Annotated in this window: 14 protein-coding genes and 2 tRNA genes; 6 read left to right on the top strand and 10 right to left on the bottom strand. The window is 60.8% G+C overall.

All coding sequences use genetic code 11. The features are described from left to right. Positions 1–14: 14 nt before the first annotated feature. The gene (locus ABL914_RS12360; RefSeq protein ID WP_391563501.1) at positions 15–1,226 is read left to right on the top strand and encodes a CaiB/BaiF CoA transferase family protein; all 1,212 of its coding nucleotides are present in this window, start codon (positions 15–17) and stop codon (positions 1,224–1,226) included. On the opposite strand, the gene ABL914_RS12365 is transcribed toward ABL914_RS12360, so the two are convergent. The 8 genes from ABL914_RS12365 to ABL914_RS12400 all read right to left on the bottom strand — a co-directional run bounded on the left by ABL914_RS12365 (position 1,223) and on the right by ABL914_RS12400 (position 9,701). Then, positions 1,223–2,371 (bottom strand): alpha/beta hydrolase, encoded by a 1,149-nt coding sequence (locus ABL914_RS12365; RefSeq protein ID WP_391563489.1) that lies wholly within the window; start codon positions 2,369–2,371, stop codon positions 1,223–1,225. The genes ABL914_RS12360 and ABL914_RS12365 overlap by 4 nt on opposite strands. Positions 2,372–2,434: 63 nt before the next feature. Beyond that, positions 2,435–3,298, bottom strand: a complete 864-nt coding sequence (locus ABL914_RS12370; RefSeq protein WP_391563490.1) for a MaoC family dehydratase N-terminal domain-containing protein — start codon at positions 3,296–3,298, stop codon at positions 2,435–2,437. Then, complete coding sequence (locus ABL914_RS12375; protein ID WP_391563491.1) at positions 3,298–4,890, bottom strand: acyl-CoA dehydrogenase family protein; 1,593 nt, start codon at positions 4,888–4,890, stop codon at positions 3,298–3,300. The genes ABL914_RS12370 and ABL914_RS12375 overlap by 1 nt, the downstream gene beginning before the upstream one ends. Beyond that, positions 4,887–6,113, bottom strand: coding sequence for an acetyl-CoA C-acetyltransferase (locus ABL914_RS12380; protein ID WP_391563492.1), 1,227 nt, complete (start codon positions 6,111–6,113; stop codon positions 4,887–4,889). Before ABL914_RS12380 ends, ABL914_RS12375 begins: the two co-directional genes overlap by 4 nt. Further along, on the bottom strand, positions 6,110–7,342 hold the full coding sequence (locus ABL914_RS12385; RefSeq protein WP_391563493.1) for a CoA transferase: 1,233 nt from the start codon (positions 7,340–7,342) through the stop codon (positions 6,110–6,112). The genes ABL914_RS12380 and ABL914_RS12385 overlap by 4 nt, the downstream gene beginning before the upstream one ends. Further along, positions 7,343–8,497 carry an acyl-CoA dehydrogenase family protein gene (locus tag ABL914_RS12390; RefSeq protein ID WP_391563494.1) on the bottom strand — a complete coding sequence of 385 codons (1,155 nt, stop codon included), beginning with the start codon at positions 8,495–8,497 and terminating at the stop codon, positions 7,343–7,345. A gap of 13 nt (positions 8,498–8,510) precedes the next feature. Then, entirely contained in the window at positions 8,511–9,419 is a 909-nt protein-coding gene (locus ABL914_RS12395) for an SDR family NAD(P)-dependent oxidoreductase (RefSeq protein ID WP_391563502.1), read from the bottom strand. Positions 9,420–9,611: 192 nt separating this feature from the next. Further along, positions 9,612–9,701: transfer RNA gene (locus ABL914_RS12400), tRNA-Ser, on the bottom strand. Positions 9,702–9,921: 220 nt separating this feature from the next. Here ABL914_RS12400 and hspQ point away from each other — a divergent pair. Next, positions 9,922–10,302 carry a heat shock protein HspQ gene (gene hspQ / locus ABL914_RS12405; RefSeq protein WP_391563495.1) on the top strand — a complete coding sequence of 127 codons (381 nt, stop codon included), beginning with the start codon at positions 9,922–9,924 and terminating at the stop codon, positions 10,300–10,302. Between the two features lie 50 nt (positions 10,303–10,352). On the opposite strand, the gene ABL914_RS12410 is transcribed toward hspQ, so the two are convergent. Together ABL914_RS12410 and lepA are read right to left on the bottom strand one after the other, a co-directional pair. Further along, a complete protein-coding gene (locus ABL914_RS12410; RefSeq protein ID WP_391563496.1) occupies positions 10,353–10,664 on the bottom strand; it encodes a DUF6481 family protein in 312 nt (103 codons plus the stop codon). Positions 10,665–10,724: 60 nt separating this feature from the next. Then, the gene (gene lepA, locus ABL914_RS12415; RefSeq protein WP_391563497.1) at positions 10,725–12,542 is read right to left on the bottom strand and encodes a translation elongation factor 4; all 1,818 of its coding nucleotides are present in this window, start codon (positions 12,540–12,542) and stop codon (positions 10,725–10,727) included. A gap of 141 nt (positions 12,543–12,683) precedes the next feature. Between lepA and ABL914_RS12420 the strand changes: the two genes are divergently transcribed. From ABL914_RS12420 to ABL914_RS12435, 4 genes are all read left to right on the top strand, one after another. Then, positions 12,684–13,193: a hypothetical protein gene (locus ABL914_RS12420; RefSeq protein ID WP_391563498.1), complete on the top strand. Its 510-nt coding sequence runs from the start codon at positions 12,684–12,686 to the stop codon at positions 13,191–13,193. Positions 13,194–13,216: 23 nt separating this feature from the next. Then, a complete protein-coding gene (locus tag ABL914_RS12425) occupies positions 13,217–13,789 on the top strand; it encodes a hypothetical protein (protein ID WP_391563499.1) in 573 nt (190 codons plus the stop codon). A gap of 104 nt (positions 13,790–13,893) precedes the next feature. Beyond that, positions 13,894–13,968: transfer RNA gene (locus tag ABL914_RS12430), tRNA-Gln, on the top strand. 22 nt (positions 13,969–13,990) lie between these two features. Next, positions 13,991–14,259, top strand: a 269-nt coding sequence (locus ABL914_RS12435; protein ID WP_391563500.1) for a hypothetical protein, incomplete at its 3' end; no start/stop codon positions are given.

Here is a 14,259-nt window from a genome sequence, read left to right on the forward strand (position 1 = left end):
CCCCCACCGGCCCGCTGGCCGGGATCACCGTGCTTGATCTTTCGCGCGTACTGGCCGGACCATGGTGTTCGCAAATTCTGGGCGATCTGGGCGCGGATGTGATCAAGGTGGAGCAGCCGGGACAAGGCGATGATACCCGCCGCTGGGGCCCGCCGTTCCTGCCCGATGGATCGCGCGATTCAGCCTATTACCTCTGTGCCAACCGCAACAAACGCTCGATCGCGATCGATATCGCCCGGCCCGAAGGCCAGGAACTGGTCCGGGCGCTGGCCGCAAAGGCCGATATCGTGCTGGAAAACTTCCGGGTTGGCGCGCTGGCCAAATATGGGTTGGACTATGCTGCGCTCAAAGCGATCAAGCCCGATCTGATCTATGCCTCGATCACCGGGTTTGGCCAGACCGGGCCAGAAAAGGACAAGGGCGGCTACGATTTCCTGATCCAGGCGATGAGCGGATTGATGAGTGTTACCGGCCGCGAAGATGGCGCGCCGGGCGCTGGACCGATCAAGGTTGGCGTGCCCACGGTTGATCTTTCCACCGGGCTCTACACCGCGATCTCGATCCTGGCCGCATTGCAGCACCGCACCCGCACCGGCGAAGGGCAGCATATCGACATGGCGCTGCTGGATGCGCAGCTGGCCTTGCTGGCCAATCAGGCATCGGGCTGGCTCAACGGCGGGGTTGTGCCGGGGCGGCTGGGCAATCAGCATCCTACCATCACCCCCTATCAGGATTTTGCCTGCGCCGATGGATCGGTGATCGTGGCACTGGGCAACGACCGGCAATATGCGCAGTTCTGCAAGGTGCTGGGACGCGATGATCTGGCCGATGATCCGCGCTTCACCCTAAGCAGTGTGCGCAGTGAAAACCGCGCCGCGATGCTGGACGAAGTTGAGGCGGAACTGGCAAAATGGCCCGCGGCCGATCTGGTTGCCGCATTGGAAGCCGCCAAGCTGCCGGTCGGCCAGATCAATTCAATCCCCGATGCGCTGGCCTTGCCGCAAACCGAGGCCCGCGAAATGGTCCGCACGATCGCCCGTGATGACGGCACCGAAGTGCGCTTTGTCCCCTTCCCCGGCAAATTTTCCGCCAGCCCGGTCAATTATCGCTTTGCCCCGCCGCGAAGCGCGCAGGATAGCCGCGCGGTGCTGGCCGATGCGCTGTGCTATAGCGATGCCCAGATCGAAGCACTGTTGGCCAGCGGCGTGGTGGCGGACCAGCTTTAGGGCTGCCGCCCCAACCAGTCCTTCACCAGCTTTGCCGCCTGATTGCACAGCGCCGGTTGGCCGAAGTAATAGTGATTCGCGCCTGCGATCAGGTGGTGCTCTTGCGGGCAATTGCTGGCCGCCGCCATCAGCCGCGCGGCATGGCTGGGGGTACAGGCATCGTCAGCTCCGTTTTCGATCACCAGCAGCGGGGTGGAAATCCGCGCGGCGCATTTAAGTCCATCACCATTGCTGTCGTCGTAGGACCACTGCGATAGCCACGATCGCAGCGTGGTAAAGCGCGCCAGCCCCACCGGACCATCGTTTACCAAAAACGGATCGCCCAGCATGCAGTGATTGGCTGGCCGCTCGTTGGGATCAACGGTTGGGTCAAGCCAGCGCGGATCGGCCATGGTGCCCTGCACGGTAAAGCAGCGTTCGTGATGGTCCATTCCCGCTGCTTTCAGCCCCGCCAGCTCATCCTTCACCCAAGCGGTTATCCGCCGGTTTCGGGCGATCTGGCGCGCGCGATACTCTGCCAGAAAATCGGCCGAATAGGGCGGCTTTGGGCCATCGGCTGCGTAAAGGTTCCACTTTGGATTGCGCTCAAACGGGCGGCTTTCATCCTCGATAGAAGGATCCATCCACTCAGTCAGCGTCAGATTGCGCGATAGATGCGCCGCCAGCAGCATCACCCCATCAGCCGGAATTATTCCGGCCGCAGTCAGATCATAGCGATCGCCAGCCGGAGTGTGGGTAACGCGGGGATCTTGCGCTTCGGCCTGATAGAACAGGCTTTGCGCGCCTCCGCCCGACCAGCCACCCAGATAGACCTTGGCATAGCCCAGCTTTTCTTTGGCATGACGCACGCAGGCCGCCAGATCCATCACCGCGCATTCCATTATCAGCGCGGAATCGTTGCCGCGATACCGTGTGTTGCAATAGATTGTGTGCACCCCCAGCCGCCCCAGCTGGCTGACCATCGGCAGCCATGCCCCGCCGCCGATCGGGTGTGAGAAGATCACCACCGCATCGCTGGGCAGATTGGGCTTCAGATGCAGGCATTCCACCGCCACCTTGCCAATCGCTCCGCCATAGGTGTCCTTGAACGCACTGATCTCGTCAAACACAACCATATAGGGAATGCGCTGAAAACTATCGGCCATCGGGCTCTCCTTGTGATCCGAGGCTGGCCGAAGGCGGCGCTGGACGCAATGGCTTTGCGCAGTTCAGCCGGGTTCGGCGCCTACCGCTGTGGCCGCCATCATGGCCCGTCCATCCGATGCAAAGGCCCCAAGTTCGAAACCATCGTCCTTGCGGCGCATCACCAGATGCAGCGGTTCACCGCAAATCGCCGGGGAAAGGGCACGAAATGCAAACCGGGACAGCGCATTATCGCCCAGTTCCTGCCGGGCAAGATCAAGCAGCAGAGTGGCAATCAAGGGGCCATGAACCACCAGCCCGCGATAGCGCTCTGCATCCTGCGCATAGGGCAGATCATAGTGGATCCGATGGCTGTTAAAAGTCAGCGCGGAATAGCGAAACAGCAGTGGCTCGGCCGGGGTCAGCGCGCGGTGCCGATCCCAGCCGGCCGGACTAAAGTTGCCTGCGCCAGGCGCTGGCAGCACAAGCGGCGCACCGTGCGGCGCGGCCTCGCGGTAAACGATGCTTTGCACCTCACGTACGGCAAGGCCCGCTTCTCCCAATGTCTCATGGGCAATATCAACAAAAGTCAGCTGGCCCGATCCGCCGGATTTTTCGGTGATCGAGATGATCCGCGATTGGCGTGTCACCGTTTCACCCAGCCTAAGCGGAACCAAAAATTCTACCGCGCTGGATGCCCACATCCGGCGCGGCAGCGGCACCGGCGGCATGAAGCCCAGCGGGTCCTGATCCCGCAGCGGATGGCCATCAAGGCCAAGCCGCGCGGTGGGTGCATCAGGCAGGCACAGGCACCAATGCAGCCCTTGCGGCGCTGTACCGCCGCCAGGAGCATCCCGATCAAGCGTTGCCAGCCAGCGCGCGGCCATGGCCGGATCGACACGATCGGCGCGGTGTTCCTCGCGCCCGATCCAAGCCTGCCAGACACCCATCAATTGCGCCCTCCGGCCAGACCCTTCGCGATAACCTGCGCCTGAATTTCGGCAGCGCCCTCGAAGATGTTGAGGATCCGTGCATCGCACAGCACCCGGCTGATTTCATATTCCAGCGCATAACCATTGCCGCCGTGAATTTGCAGCGCCGCATCAGCATTGCTCCACGCGGTCCGCGCGGCTAGCAGCTTGGCCATGCCCGCCTCGATATCGCAGCGTTTGCCAGAATCCTTGGCGCGTGCGGCGGCATAGGTCAGCTCGCGCGCCATCACCATATCGGCAGCGCTCATCGCGATCTTGTCTGCCACCCGGGGGAAGTGAAGGATCGCCTTGCCGAACTGCTTGCGGCTGACCGCATAGGATAACCCCAGCTCAAGGGCGCGTTTGGCAACGCCAACTGCGCGGGCCGCAGTCTGGATCCGGGCTCCTTCAAAAGTGCGCATCAACTGCTTGAAACCTTGGCCTTCTTCGCCGCCCAGCAGTGCATCTGCAGGGGCGATCATCGCATCAAACTGCAGCGCATATTCGCGCATCCCGCGATAGCCCAGCACTTCGATCTCGCTCCCGCTCATCCCCGCTGCCGGAAACAGATCGGCTTCGCTACCGCGCGGCTTGGGGACCAGCAGCATTGAAAGCCCGGCATAGCCCTTCGCATCGGGGAGAGTGCGCACCAGCATGGTCATTAGATCAGACCGGCTGGCATGGGTGATCCAGGTTTTCGCGCCATCGATCTGCCAGCGCCCGTCTTCGCCGCAGCGGGCGCGGGTCTGCAACGAGCCCAGATCTGATCCCACATCGGGTTCGGTGAACACGGCGGTGGGCAATACTTCGCCGCTGGCGATCCGCGGCAGCCACTGCGCCTTTTGATCCGCCGTTCCGCCCAGCACGATCAGTTCACCGGCAATTTCAGAGCGCGTGCCAAGCGATCCGGCACCGATCCAGCCGCGCGAAAGCTCCTCGGTTACCAGGCACATGACCAGCTTGTTCAATCCCAGCCCGCCAAACTCCTCGGGAATGCACGCCCCAAAGGTGCCAAGATCGGCCATCGCCGCCACGGTAGCATCGGGAATAAGCTGGTTGGCCAGGTGCCAGCCATGCGCAAACGGAATGATTTCGGCGTCGGTAAAGCGGCGATACTGATCGCGGATGGTATCCAGTTCGGAATCGTGAAAGCTCTCGCTCGGCACCTGGCCAGCGGCCAGCGCCTGGGCAATCGCTGCGCGGGTGGCAGCATAACCGGCATTGAGCATCGGCGCGGCCGCCGCAGCCAGTGCGGCAGCAGCATCGCCCAGGCCCAGATCGGCGGCGCGAAAAAACTCGTTCTGGCCCATCGGCAGTCCGCCGGTCAGCTGGCCCAGAGTTTCGGCAAAGGCCAGTGCCGCAATCTGCTGATCAAGCATGCTGCCGCCGCCGTTGCTCTCCAGCCAGCCAGCCATCGCCTCCAGCGCGGCCACGCTGGTTGCCACCCAGGCAAAGCCGTGGGCTGCGCGCTGTTCTTCATCGATACTGCACTGTTCCAGCCGCGCGGTCAGCGCTGCGCGAGCCGCATCGCGATAGGCCTGGGCTGCGCCAAGGGCTCCGATCAAACTCATGCCTTTTCAAACACCGCTGCAATCCCTTGTCCGCCGCCGATGCACATTGTCTCCAACCCATACTGCACATCCCGGCGCTGCATCTCGCGGGTCAGGTTGGCCAGGATCCGGCCCCCGGTGGCGCCAATCGGGTGGCCAAGCGAGATGCCCGAACCGTTGACGTTCAGAATTTCGTGGCGGCTATCATCATCGGACCAGCCCCACCCCTTCAGGCAGGCAAGGACCTGCGGGGCGAACGCTTCGTTCAGCTCAATCAGGCCAATATCGCTGAACGACAAGCCGTTTCGGGCAAACAGCCGCTGGGTCGCGGGGACCGGGCCATAGCCCATCCGCGAAGGATCACAGCCCGCCGCGGCCCACGAATGGAAATAGGCAATTGGCTCCAGCCCCAGTTCCTCCAGCTTGTCCTCTGCAACCACCAGACAAGCCGATGCCGCATCGTTTTGCTGGCTGGCGTTGCCCGCCGTGACCACAGCGCCAGGCATCCCGGCTTCCAGCGGCCGCAATTTGGCCAGCGATTCAGCGGTCGCATCGGCGCGATAGCCCTCATCGTGATCGAACACGATCGGATCGCCCTTCTTCTGCGGGATCGTTACCGGCACCAGTTCATCGGCAAATTTGCCCTCTGCCCAAGCCGCGGCGGCGCGTTGGTGGCTGCGTGCGGCATAGGCGTCGCAGGCCTCGCGACTGAGATTCCAGTCTTTGGCCAGATTTTCGGCAGTCTCGATCATCCCGCTGATAACACCGTATCGCTCAATCGGCTGGCTCATCACCCGGCCGCGGGTAAGCCGATCGTGCAGCGTCAGATTGCCAGCCCGAATGCCTTTGCGCACATCGGTAGAGTAATGCTCAACGTTCGACATGCTTTCTGCACCGCCGGCCACCACTACATCGCTGTGCCCGGTCTGAACCATCATCGCGGCATTGACGATCGCCTGCAGGCCCGATCCGCAGCGCCGATCCAGCTGATAGCCTGGAACCTTTTCGGGCAGGCCCGCCAGCAGCCACGACCAATGCCCGATGCACGGCGCTTCCCCGTTACCATACCCCTGGCTGAAGACCACATCATCAACCCGCGACGGATCAATTTTTGTGCGATCCATCAGAGCCTTCAGGATCGTTGCTCCCAATTCACCTGCGGTAAGAGATGCAAGCGCACCGCCGAATTTGCCAACAGCAGTGCGGATCGGGGCGACGATGGCAGCGCGTCGAAGCTGGGTCATTTTGTATCCTTGTCTGATGTGGCTACAATGCCCCGGTCAATCAATCTGGCGATCTCACCAGACGAGAGCCCCAGGCGCTCAGCCAGCACTTCTTCGCTGTGTTCGCCCAGATACGGCGCAGGTTGGGGATCACCGGCGGGCTGCGATGGCAGATTGGCGAAAGACCGCGTGGCAGGATAGGCAAAGCCGCTGGGATTGGCCGGCGATGGACCAAACAGCGGGTTATCCGTCACCAGAACCGGATCCCGGGCGGCTTCGTACATTGTGCGATACCGCTCAAACGTCGCCCCGGCCGCGGCCAGTCGCGCGGCCAGATCAGCATAGTCAAGCCGCGCGGCAGCTTGCTGGAACAGATCGAACAAGCGCTGCCGGTTGACAAAGCGGTGGTGATCGCTTGCCGCAAAATCAACTCCAAGCTCAGCCTCAAGCGCGCTAACACCAGTGCCAAGACCAAACGCCGCAACGGTCGCCTTCCACTGCTTGGGCGTTAGCGCGGCAACCATAAAACGCTTGCCGTCCTTGCTCAGGAAATCGCGCCCAAACGCGCCCCAGATGGCATTGCCCAGCCGTTCCCGGTCCCCTCCGCGATAAAGCATTTCGGCCATCGCCCCGGCATTGGCCATTGTGCCGATTGCCACATCACCAAGCGGCACCCGCATTTCCAGCCCTCGCCCGGTCCGATCGCGGTGGCGAAGCCCTGCCAGCAGTGCGAAGGCACAATAGGCCCCGGTGATGAAATCCCAGGCCGGCAGCACCTGGTTGACCGGCGGGGCAGCATCCTGATCCCATTCCTGGGGGCCGGTCATCAGCGGATAGCCGCTGGCAGCGTTGACGGTGAAATCCATTGCCTGGCGGCCATCATGCCAGCCCATGATCCGCACGGAAACCAGCTCTGGGCATTGCTCGGCCAACTTGTCATGCGGCAAAAAGCTGCCCAGCGGCAGGTTGGTGATCAGCAGACCGGTCTTGCGAACAAGCTCTGCGGCCAGATCACGCCCTTCGCCGCTGTTTAAATCAAGCGCGACGCTTTTTTTGGCGCGGTTAAGGTTCTCCCATGAAAGCGAGCGCCCCTCGCGCGTCATCATGTAGCGATCATAATCGAGCCCGCCGGCCTTGTGATCGATCCGCACGACATCGGCACCCATCTGCGCGCAATAAAGCCCGGCGGTGGGAGAGGCGACGAAGCTGGAAACCTCGACGATTTTCAGATCGGAAAGGAGATCGTACATCTACTGCCCCGCGCTCCATTCACGCAGCATGTGCTTGGCGATCTGCAACTGAAGGATCTGCGTGGTCCCTTCATAGATCCGGTAGATCCGGGCATCGCGGAAAAAGCGCTCAGCGTCATATTCGGCCAGATAGCCGGCCCCGCCATAGACCTGAACCACCCGGTCCACCACCCGCCCGCACATCTCGCTGGCAAAAACCTTGAAGGCGGCGGCCTTGCGCAGCACGTTCTCGCCCGCGTCAGCCCTGGCGGTGACATCGGCCATCATGCATTCAGCGGCGTAGATCTCTATCTCGCTATCGGCCAGCATTTGCTGGATCAGCTGGAAATTGGCGATCGGTTCGCCAAAGGCCTTGCGTTCATTGGCATAGCGCAACGCAGAATCGAGCGCGCGACGGGCATAGGCGGTGGCCGCCGCGCCAACCGAAATACGTCCATTATCAAGGCTCTGCATCGCAAAGCCAAACCCCTTGCCCTCTTCAGTGCCCAGCATGGCATCGGCCGGAAGGACAACATCCTCCAAAATCACATCGGCAATATGGCTGCCCGATTGGCCCATCTTCTTGTCTGACGAACCGATGCTGACCCCCGGTTTATCGGTTGGCACCAAAAATGCCGAGACGTGCGCGTTCTTGGGCAGGTTTTCCTTGGTCGTGCGCGCCATGATCAAGGCCATCTTGGCGAACGGCGAATTGGTGATGTAACGCTTTGTACCGTTCAGCACCCAGCCGTTGCCGCTTTTCGCCGCGAAGGTTTGCAGGCCGGCACTGTCCGAACCTGAACCCGGCTCGGTCAGCCCGAAACAAGCAATTTCGCCGGCGGCCAGGCGCGGCAGCCATTCGGCTTTTTGCGCGTCGGTGCCGCCGTTCTTGAGGGCCGAACAGACCATCCCGATATTGATCGAGATGATCGAACGGAAAGCCGGCATGGCATAGGACAACACGTTGATGGTCTTGGCGTATTGCGCAATATTCATGCCCGCGCCGCCGTATTCCTCCGGAATGGTCAGCCCAAACAGCCCCATTTCGCGCATTTCATCCAGAATTTCGTCCGGAATCCGATCGGTCTCGATCACTTCCCGCTCGGCCGGGATCAGCCTTTCACGAACATAGCGTTCCAATTGTTCGATAAACTGTTCGAAGACATCCTGATCCATGGCGCGCACCTTCTCAAATCGGGTCATAAGGAAAGACATGTGCCGAAACTTCATCGGCGCGGGCCATGCTGGGTTTGAAGCTGGGGATCAACTCGTCGGCAATGGCTTGCGGTGTCCAGCCCTCAAGCTTGGTCATCGAACGCACCGGGCGCGGTTTGCCAAACAGCGTGATCTCGTTCTTGCGGACCGAGAATATCTGGTTCGATACGTCCTTGCTGGCATCAGAGGCCAGATAGACCACCAGCGGCGCGATTTTATCAGCGCTCATCGTCTTGAGCCGCTCAACCCGCTCTTGCTGCTCGGGCGTTTCGGCTGGAATTGATGCCGTCATCCGGCTCCACGCGAACGGTGCGATGCAGTTTGATCGCACGCCTGCGCGGGCCATATCCAGCGCGATTGATTGCGAAAGGCCTACAATCCCCAGCTTGGCCGCCGAATAGTTCGCCTGCCCCACGTTGCCAATCAGCCCGCTGGTGCTGGTAAAGTGGATGAAGCTGCCGCTCTGCTGCTCGCGAAAATAGGGCGTGGCAGCCTTCGAAACCAGAAACGCGCCGTTCAGGTGCACATCGATCACTGCGCGCCAGTCCTCAAAGCTCATCTTGTGCCAGATCGCATCGCGCAAGATTCCGGCGTTGTTGACCACCGCATCAATCCGGCCAAATCGCTGCACGGCATCTTCGATGATGCTGGTTGCCCCGGCGGGATCGGCCACGCTGGCCAGATTAGCGTGCACCTTGCCGCCCGCCGCGATAATATCATTCACGGTTTGCTGGGCGGGCCCGGCATCACCGCCCTCACCCCCGCCGCCAACGCCGGGATCGTTGACAACCACCGCGGCCCCGTGTGCAGCGCACAGCAGCGCGATTTCGCGGCCAACCCCGCGCCCTGCCCCGGTGATCGCCACAACCTGTCCGTCCAGCATGCCCATCGCCTGTCCCCTCAACGCCCGGCCTGAAACCGGCGCAAAACAAGATTTGCGGATACCGCCTTCTGGCGCGCCTGCAATCCCCGATTGCGCAACAAGCAATCAATCGCGCCATCGGCGCAGCATTTTCATGGCACAGCATGGCACGGACCGGGCCGGCCAACAAAAAGCGAGAGTTTGGAAGTATTGTGGCGGAGAGGGTGGGATTCGAACCCACGGTACGGTTTCCCGTACACTGCATTTCGAGTGCAGCGCATTCGACCTCTCTGCCACCTCTCCGCAGAAGTGATCGGGCGGGCGATGCGGCCTGCCCCGGTCGGGAAGCGCGCGGTTAGCCGATGGCGCGGTGCTTGCCAAGGGGATTGTTTTGCCTGGCTGCGGTCCGGCTTGCCGGATTAATCGCAGACCCATTTTGCGGGCCTGGGCAAACTACAATTTCGGGGACTTGGCGCAGCTATACATTGTCTGGAAAGCAAGCTGCCCCTATATTGGTCGGCGAATGACCCGCGCTTCGTTCTTTTCCCCCCAGGCCGGCCGCTTTGTCGATGCCCCGCTTTCGTCCAAGGCGCGCTATGCGATTGGCGATGTGGTGCGTCACCGGGTGTTCGATTTCCGCGGCGTAATCTATGATATCGATCCGGTCTTTGCCAACAGCGAGGAATGGTGGGATTCAATCCCGGAGCATGTCCGCCCAACGCGCGAACAACCATTTTATCACCTGATGGCCGAAAACGGCGAAAGCAGCTACATTGCCTATGTCAGCCAGCAGAACCTGTCTGAAGATGGCGATAGCGGGCCGATCGACCACCCCAGCGTGGACGAACTGTTCGAGCCGTTCACCAACGGCCGCTACAAACTTCGGCGCTCAATGACGCATTGATACCGGCAGGCTCGCGCCTCCCGGCATTGCGTCGGACTCATTGAATCGCCCTAGCGCTTGCGGCTTTTGCGTGCCGCATAGCGTTCATCGCGGATGGCCTTCTTTTCGGCTTCGGTCAGTTCGACCGGCTTGGCGATTTGCGCGGCGGCCAGCTTTTCCGCTTTGGCGGCAGCAATCGCCGCGCGCTTGGCTGCGCTCTTCTCAGCCGCAGCGGCTTCACGCGCGGCCCTTGCAGCAGCACGCTCTGCCAGCACAGCGGGGTCAATCGCAGGCTTTTCAGCAAGCATTTTCAGCGCCTTTTCACGGGCCTTTTGCGCCAAAGCGGTGCGTTCCTGAAGACTGGGCTCTTTATATCCGGCCATGGTTTTGTTCGTTCTCTTTCGATCTAAAAATTTGACTGGGTGGTAGAAGCGGGACCAGCCCTACTCCTCCCCCATCCGCAGCGCAGCAATGAAGGCTTCTTGCGGGATGCTTACATTGCCATATTCGCGCATCCGCGCCTTACCCTTTTTCTGCTTTTCAAGCAGCTTTTTCTTGCGGGTGATATCACCGCCATAGCATTTCGCGGTCACGTCCTTGCGCATTGCGCTGATCGTTTCGCGGGCCACAACCTTGCCGCCGATTGCGGCCTGGATCGGGATCTTGAACAGGTGGCGAGGGATCAGATCCTTAAGCCGTTCGCACATATGGCGGCCGCGGGTTTCGGCGACCGAGCGGTGGACAATCATGCTGAGCGCATCGACCGGCTCGTTGTTGACCAGGATACCCATCTTGACCAGATCGCCTTCGCGAAGGCCGATCTGCTCATAATCAAAGCTGGCATAGCCGCGGCTGATGCTTTTCAGGCGATCATAAAAATCGAACACCACTTCGTTGAGCGGCAATTCGTAGCTGACCTGTGCCCGGCCGCCCACGTAGGTCAGGCCGGCTTGCACGCCCCGGCGATCCTGGCACAGCTTGAGGATACTGCCGAGGTATTCGTCGGGCGTATAGATAGTCGCCTTGATCCACGGCTCGTCGATCTGTTCGATCCGGCTGGGATCGGGATAATCGGCCGGATTGTGGAGCAGGATTTCACCGGCATCCTCGGTCCGGCTTTTGCGCAGCACGATCCGGTAAACCACGCTGGGGGCGGTGGTGATCAGATCAAGATCGTATTCGCGGGTCAGCCGTTCCTGAATGATCTCAAGGTGCAGCAGGCCCAGGAACCCGCAGCGAAAACCAAAGCCCAGCGCCGCACTCGATTCCATCTCAAAGCTGAAGCTGACATCGTTAAGCCGTAGCCGGGCAATGCTTTCGCGCAGCTTTTCAAAATCGGCCGCATCAACCGGGAACAGCCCGCAGAACACCACCGGCTGAACTTCCTTGAAGCCGGGCAATGCCACAGCCGCACCTTGTTTGACCGTGGTGATGGTATCGCCAACACGGGCTTGCGCCACATCCTTGATCTGCGCGGTAATGAAGCCGATTTCACCCGGACCCAGCGCCTCAAGCTGCTCGATCTTGGGGGTAAAACAGCCAACCCGGTCAATCAGGTGCTCGGTCCCGCCGGCCATGAATTTGACCGACAGACCCTTTTTGATAATGCCATCGATCACCCGGACCAGGATCACCACACCAAGGTAGGGATCGTACCATGAATCGACCAGCATTGCCTTCAGCGGCGCCGCAGCATCACCCGTTGGCGGCGGAATTTTCCTGACCACGGCTTCCAGCACATCTTCGATCCCGATGCCGCTTTTGGCACTGGTCAGCACGGCTTCGCTGGCGTCCAGCCCGATCACTTCCTCGATCTCTGCCTTGACCTTTTCGGGTTCGGCGGCGGGCAAATCGATCTTGTTGATTACGGGCACAATCTCATGATCGTGCTCGATCGATTGATAGACGTTAGCCAGCGTCTGCGCCTCAACCCCTTGAGCAGCATCCACCACCAGCAGCGCGCCTTCGCAAGCGGCCAGACTGCGGCTGACCTCATAGGCGAAATCGACATGGCCGGGCGTGTCCATGAGGTTAAGCTCATAATCCTTGCCGTCCTTGGCCCGGTATTTCAGCCGCACGGTCTGCGCCTTGATAGTGATCCCGCGCTCTTTCTCGATATCCATATTGTCGAGCACCTGCTCGCTCATCTCACGCGCAGTCAGCCCGCCGGTAAACTGGATCAACCGATCCGCCAGGGTCGATTTGCCATGATCGATATGAGCAATAATGCTGAAATTTCTGATACTTGAAAGGTCGGTCATTGGAATCTCTGGATGTTTGCACCGCCGTTAGCAGCAAGCAGCCGAACTGTCACCTTTGGCCGGGGTGTGGCGGGTTTATCCTAGGTTTCGGGCGGCATTGGCACTAGGCCTTCGCGCAACATGAGTGGATGGAGTGAACGCATGACAATCAAGACTGCAGGCCTGGCCTTGTTGCTTAGCCTGGGCGCGGCCCCGGCCGTGGCCAAGGAAGCGGTAAATTCGGCGGCGATCACGGCCCATCTCGAAGGTCTGATCACCCAGAACTACACCGATTGCTATAACGAAGCGCAGCATTCTCCGATCGAGCGGGTTGTGTTTTGCAAGGCCGGGCTTGACGAGGTAAACGCCAGCCGCAATGCAGCGCCGCAAGCCAGCATTGCTGAAAAATCCAACTTCGATTTCGTCGAATCCACCCTGCTGAGCGGGCTGGCGCTGGGCTATTCGCAAATCGACAAGCGCAGCAGCACCCGGTTTTGCACCACGATTGAGCGGGTCTGGGTGTTGCGCCACGGCTTGCTGGCAATTGCCGAAAATGAACTTCCGGCCGATGCTTTCCGTGCGTACCACGATGTCCCCCCAGCGCTGGGCAAGATCGTGGGGCAGTGCCGCGGCGAATTTGGAACACCCGAAGGCGCGCCGCCGATGCCGTAATCCGCGATTGCCGCTTTGTTTTCATGGCAAGTTCAGGCAGTCTCACGCATGAAGCCGGTTCGGTAACGGTGGGGGGCAGTATGAAATCGTTCAGGACTTTTGTGGCCGCACTGGCTGTGGCAGCAATCCCGGCATCCGCACTTGCTGCGGGCGGCCCGATTACGCCGGACAATCAGGAAGCCCACTACACCAGCCTGTTCTCCAATGCATCGGATGACTGCTTTGAACTTGAAAAGCTGACCGGGCAGCAGCGTGTGGAAGGCTGCGAAAAGGCAATTGATGAGGTGATCGACCGGCGCGCGACGGCGATCAGCCCCAGCGTGGCCGAACGGGCCAACTATGATTTCTATGAATCGCTCCTTCATATCGCCCTGGCCAGCGCCTATCTGGATGTTGACGGCAATCCGAGCGACCGGGTCTGCGCAGCGGCAGAGCGCAGCTGGACCCTGCATTCCGGCCTGCTCGGCATTCCAAAATCCAGCGTTTCGCCAAAGATCTATGATGATTACCACGCAATCCCGGGCTCGGTCAGAAACGTCCTGACCCACTGCCGCCAAAGCTACGGCACACCAAAAGACGCTGGACAATTGCCCTGACCCATTGGGCGAAACGGCCTGGCCTTGTAAAACGCGGCGCAGCGATTTCGCATGCTTACCCCCTTCCCTTTCACGTCAGCGCTTACTATAGGCCGCGGCGCTGATGGGGCGTAGCCAAGCGGTAAGGCACTGGTTTTTGGTACCGGCATGCGAAGGTTCGAATCCTTCCGCCCCAGCCAGCAAAAATTGGGAGAAGGGTCGATGCTGCTAGCCCGCCGTTCGATACTGGCCGGGATGCTGGCCGCTCCCACCGCCGCCGCGCTGGCCAAGACCAGAGCCGCTGCTGGCAAAACCTATCGCGATATGCTGGTGATCGACGGCCTTGGCGGGATTAGCGATCCCTATTCCCCCGAAGATGCGGTCAAGCTTTCAGCGCGATCGATCGCGGAAATGAAGGCGAGCGGGGTTAACGCGATCAACGTGACGATCCACCCAGTGGGCAATGCCCCGGGCGGGTGGGAGCAAATGCT

It is taken from the genome of Novosphingobium sp. (assembly GCF_040079535.1).
GTDB lineage: Bacteria > Pseudomonadota > Alphaproteobacteria > Sphingomonadales > Sphingomonadaceae > Novosphingobium.

Bases quoted from the DNA above. Each gene is read 5' to 3' on its own strand.
- ABL914_RS12365 (WP_391563489.1), bottom strand. From the start codon at position 2,371: ATGGCCGATAGTTTTCAGCGCATTCCCTATATGGTTGTGTTTGACGAG.
- ABL914_RS12370 (WP_391563490.1), bottom strand. From the start codon at position 3,298: ATGGGTGTCTGGCAGGCTTGGATCGGGCGCGAGGAACACCGCGCCGAT.
- ABL914_RS12375 (WP_391563491.1), bottom strand. From the start codon at position 4,890: ATGAGTTTGATCGGAGCCCTTGGCGCAGCCCAGGCCTATCGCGATGCG.
- ABL914_RS12380 (WP_391563492.1), bottom strand. From the start codon at position 6,113: ATGACCCAGCTTCGACGCGCTGCCATCGTCGCCCCGATCCGCACTGCT.
- ABL914_RS12385 (WP_391563493.1), bottom strand. From the start codon at position 7,342: ATGTACGATCTCCTTTCCGATCTGAAAATCGTCGAGGTTTCCAGCTTC.
- ABL914_RS12390 (WP_391563494.1), bottom strand. From the start codon at position 8,497: ATGGATCAGGATGTCTTCGAACAGTTTATCGAACAATTGGAACGCTAT.
- ABL914_RS12395 (WP_391563502.1), bottom strand. From the start codon at position 9,419: ATGCTGGACGGACAGGTTGTGGCGATCACCGGGGCAGGGCGCGGGGTT.
- hspQ (WP_391563495.1), top strand. From the start codon at position 9,922: ATGACCCGCGCTTCGTTCTTTTCCCCCCAGGCCGGCCGCTTTGTCGAT.
- ABL914_RS12410 (WP_391563496.1), bottom strand. From the start codon at position 10,664: ATGGCCGGATATAAAGAGCCCAGTCTTCAGGAACGCACCGCTTTGGCG.
- lepA (WP_391563497.1), bottom strand. From the start codon at position 12,542: ATGACCGACCTTTCAAGTATCAGAAATTTCAGCATTATTGCTCATATC.
- ABL914_RS12420 (WP_391563498.1), top strand. From the start codon at position 12,684: ATGACAATCAAGACTGCAGGCCTGGCCTTGTTGCTTAGCCTGGGCGCG.
- ABL914_RS12425 (WP_391563499.1), top strand. From the start codon at position 13,217: ATGGCAAGTTCAGGCAGTCTCACGCATGAAGCCGGTTCGGTAACGGTG.